Annotated in this window: 4 protein-coding genes; 3 read left to right on the top strand and 1 reads right to left on the bottom strand. The window is 63.1% G+C overall.

The window, feature by feature from the left end:
• Positions 1 to 488: peroxidase family protein (locus ACXJL8_RS37660; protein WP_456686673.1), on the bottom strand; the 488-nt coding region annotated here is incomplete at its 3' end.
• Positions 489 to 602: 114 nt separating this feature from the next.
• Between ACXJL8_RS37660 and ACXJL8_RS37655 the strand changes: the two genes are divergently transcribed.
• The 3 genes from ACXJL8_RS37655 (at position 603) to ACXJL8_RS37645 (ending at position 2,929) form a co-directional block, all read left to right on the top strand.
• Positions 603 to 1,529: a LysR substrate-binding domain-containing protein gene (locus ACXJL8_RS37655; protein WP_456618515.1), complete on the top strand. Its 927-nt coding sequence runs from the start codon at positions 603 to 605 to the stop codon at positions 1,527 to 1,529.
• A 7-nt stretch (positions 1,530 to 1,536) separates the two neighbouring features.
• Complete coding sequence (locus tag ACXJL8_RS37650; protein ID WP_456686672.1) at positions 1,537 to 2,001, top strand: GNAT family N-acetyltransferase; 465 nt, start codon at positions 1,537 to 1,539, stop codon at positions 1,999 to 2,001.
• Between the two features lie 91 nt (positions 2,002 to 2,092).
• A complete protein-coding gene (locus tag ACXJL8_RS37645) occupies positions 2,093 to 2,929 on the top strand; it encodes a hypothetical protein (RefSeq protein WP_456686671.1) in 837 nt (278 codons plus the stop codon).
• The last annotated feature ends 152 nt before the right edge of the window (positions 2,930 to 3,081 follow it).

The raw sequence follows: 3,081 nt of genomic DNA, 5'->3' as shown, positions 1-3,081 counted from the left end.
GTCTTGAAGCCCATCGACTCCAGCGCGACGTTGCCGGCGAGCACCATCAGGTCGGCCCAGGAGATCTTGCGGCCATATTTCTGCTTGATCGGCCACAGCAGACGGCGCGCCTTGTCGAGGTTGGCGTTGTCGKGCCAGCTGTTGAGCGGCGCGAAACGCTGCTGACCGGCACCGGCGCCGCCACGGCCATCGGTGATGCGGTAGGTACCGGCGCTGTGCCAGGCCATGCGGATCATGAGACCGCCGTAATGGCCGAAATCGGCGGGCCACCACTCCTGCGAGTCCGTCATCAAGGCGGTCAGGTCCTTGATGACCGCGTTCAGGTCGAGGGTCTTGAACTCCTTGGCATAGTCGAATCCCTCGCCCATCGGATCGGACAGGCCGGAATTCTTGTGCAGCATCTCGATGCTGAGCTGGGTTGGCCACCAATCGCGGTTCGCCGGCACGCGTTTTCCACCCGAAAACGGGCACTTTGAATTGTCGTCCATGAATACCTCCTCTGGTGGCGTCGAACTCGCGCCTTTGACCAGGTAGAACCACTCTAAGCCTCGCATTCCATCAGGGGAAGTTGACTTTAATGATCGCTGCGATAGGATTTTCTGATGGTCAACGTGACGGTCCGCCAGCTCCGGTATTTCGACGCGCTGGCGCGCCACGGCCATTTCGGCCGCGCGGCGGAGGCGTGCTCGATCTCGCAGCCGGCCCTGTCGATGCAGATCAAGGAACTCGAGGAGGCGCTTGGCGGCCTGCTGCTGGAGCGCAGCGCCCGGCAGGTCGCGCTGACCCGGTTCGGCGAGGAACTCGCCCCTCGCGTCCGCGACATCCTGCGCTCGGTCGATGAGCTCGGCGATTTCGCCCGCGCCTCGCAGGACCGCTTCGCCGGCCGCCTGCGCATCGGCATGATCCCGACGATCGCGCCCTATCTCCTGCCCAAGATCACCAAGAATCTCACGCGCCTGCATCCGGAGCTCGACATCCGCGTGCGCGAGACGATGACGCCGCGGCTGATCCAGGAACTGGTGGAAGGTCGGCTCGACACCGCCATCGTCGCGCTGCCGGTGTCCGAGCCCTCGCTCACCGAGGTCGCGCTGTTCGATGAGAAGTTCCTGCTGGTCCGGCCGGGCGCGGACGAGGGAACGCCGGTGCCCTCCCGGGAGATGATGCGGGAGATGCGGCTGTTGCTGCTGGAGGAAGGCCACTGCTTCCGCGATCAGGCGCTGTCGTTCTGCAACATGCAATCGGCGCCGCCCCGCGAGATGCTGGATGCGAATTCACTGTCGACGCTGGTCCAGATGGTCAGCGCCGGCATCGGCGTCACGCTGATTCCGGAGATGGCCGTGCCGGTGGAGACCCGATCGGCCTCGGTCTCGCTGTCGCGCTTCCGCGACCCGCAGCCCTCGCGCACCATCGGCATGGTCTGGCGCAAGACCAGCCCGCTGGCGCGGCAGCTCCTGCAAATCTCCGAGGTGGTGTGCCTGTCGGCCGGCAAGGTCCGCGCACCGCCGTCCGTGCGCGGCCAACGGGCCTGAGGCCCCGATGTCGCATCCGATCATCCGTCCCGCCCGCGCCGACGAATATGACGAGATCGGCCGCGTCTGGATGGAGAGCTGGGTCTCCACCGGGCTCGCCGAAGCCAGCAACTTCCTGCTCGCGAACCTGCGCGCGCGGATCCGACGCGAGATCGAAGGCGGCTGGAGCCTGTTCGTCGCCGACGACAACGGCACGATCGCCGCGATGCTGGCGCTGCACCTGCCAAAACGCTATCTCGACATGCTGTTCGTCGCGCCCGCCTATCAGGGTCAATCGCTCGGCCGGCAATTGCTCGCCTTCGCGCGCACGCAAATGCCGGATGAAATCTATCTGCGCTGCGTGCGCKAGAACGAAAAGGCCTGGCGCTGGTATGAGCGCGAGGGTTTTGTGTTCGAGAAGGAAGAGATCGAACCGTCGAACGGGTTCGTGATGAAATACTACCGGTGGAAGCGGCAACGGCCCAGCGAATAGACAGCGATCTCCGGCTGCAGCTTGCGGTTGTCACGATCCCCACCTAGTGTGGCGAGACCGATGACCTCTTGCCTCTGTTTTCCCGGAATCCATGCTCCGCATTGCTGTCTCGCTGATCGTGCTCTCGTCCATTTGGACCTCGGCAGCCGCGCAAACTCCTACAACACCCGCCGCGCCTCCCGCTCGGACTGCGGCGCCGGCCAAGCCGGCGGTCAAGAAGGCAGCGCCGAAGGCCAAACCGGCTGCACAACAGCCTGCAGCGGCGGAGAGCGGCCCGTGTCAGATCGGCGTCATTTCCGCGATCGGAGACCGTTTCTCGGTGCAACATGTCGGCCTTACGATGTTCGGCAACGAGTATTTGGAGGCGCCGATCGAGACGTGGGGCATCGATGATCTGTTCGTCGCGAAGGTTCGAGCCGCGGCTCCCGGCACGGCTGTCCGAAAAATCGCTTACGCAAGCGGAGCCTTMAAGCCTTACTATCATCCGGAAGCGAAACTGTTCCGCAATGACCGCGACGACCTGATAGCCCTGGTGCGGCAGATCGCCGGAACTGCAAATTGCGAACGCTACGTCGTAGCCACGAAGGCCCGCGTTTCGGTTGATGGCACCAATCAGTCAATAGAGGGCCTCGGGGTCTACAAGAATTGGGCGAGCCCTTCCGGGCGCGGCGTCGTGGTTGCCTATTTCCGTATCAACGTTTTTGACGGACGGACTTTCGACATCCATCGAGCGCCCACCCGGAGCTTCGGAGATGTGCTTGCTTCGAGTTTTTCCAACAAGAACGACAATATGCAAATTCTCAACAATCTCGAGTTTCCCAAGACTCCTGAACAGGTGACCAACAGTGCATTGCTGCGTGACAGCACACGCAACCTGCTCACGGCCCAGTTGGACAAGTATCTACCAGCATACATCAAGGGCGAGTAAGCACCCTTGCCGACGGGACGCGACAAAGGATACCGCTCGTCCGCTTCCTGCGGCTGGGCCGCATTTGACGTTCTGGCCCGGTTGGTCGTCGTTGCGGCTGTCCTGTCGTGCTTTTCGACATCTACTTCGGCGCAGACCAAATCGGGACCACC

Source organism: Bradyrhizobium sp. P5_C11_2 (assembly GCF_054049755.1).
The sequence above is the reverse complement of the archived record's forward strand: the minus strand, read 5'-3'. Positions and strand labels throughout refer to the sequence as shown.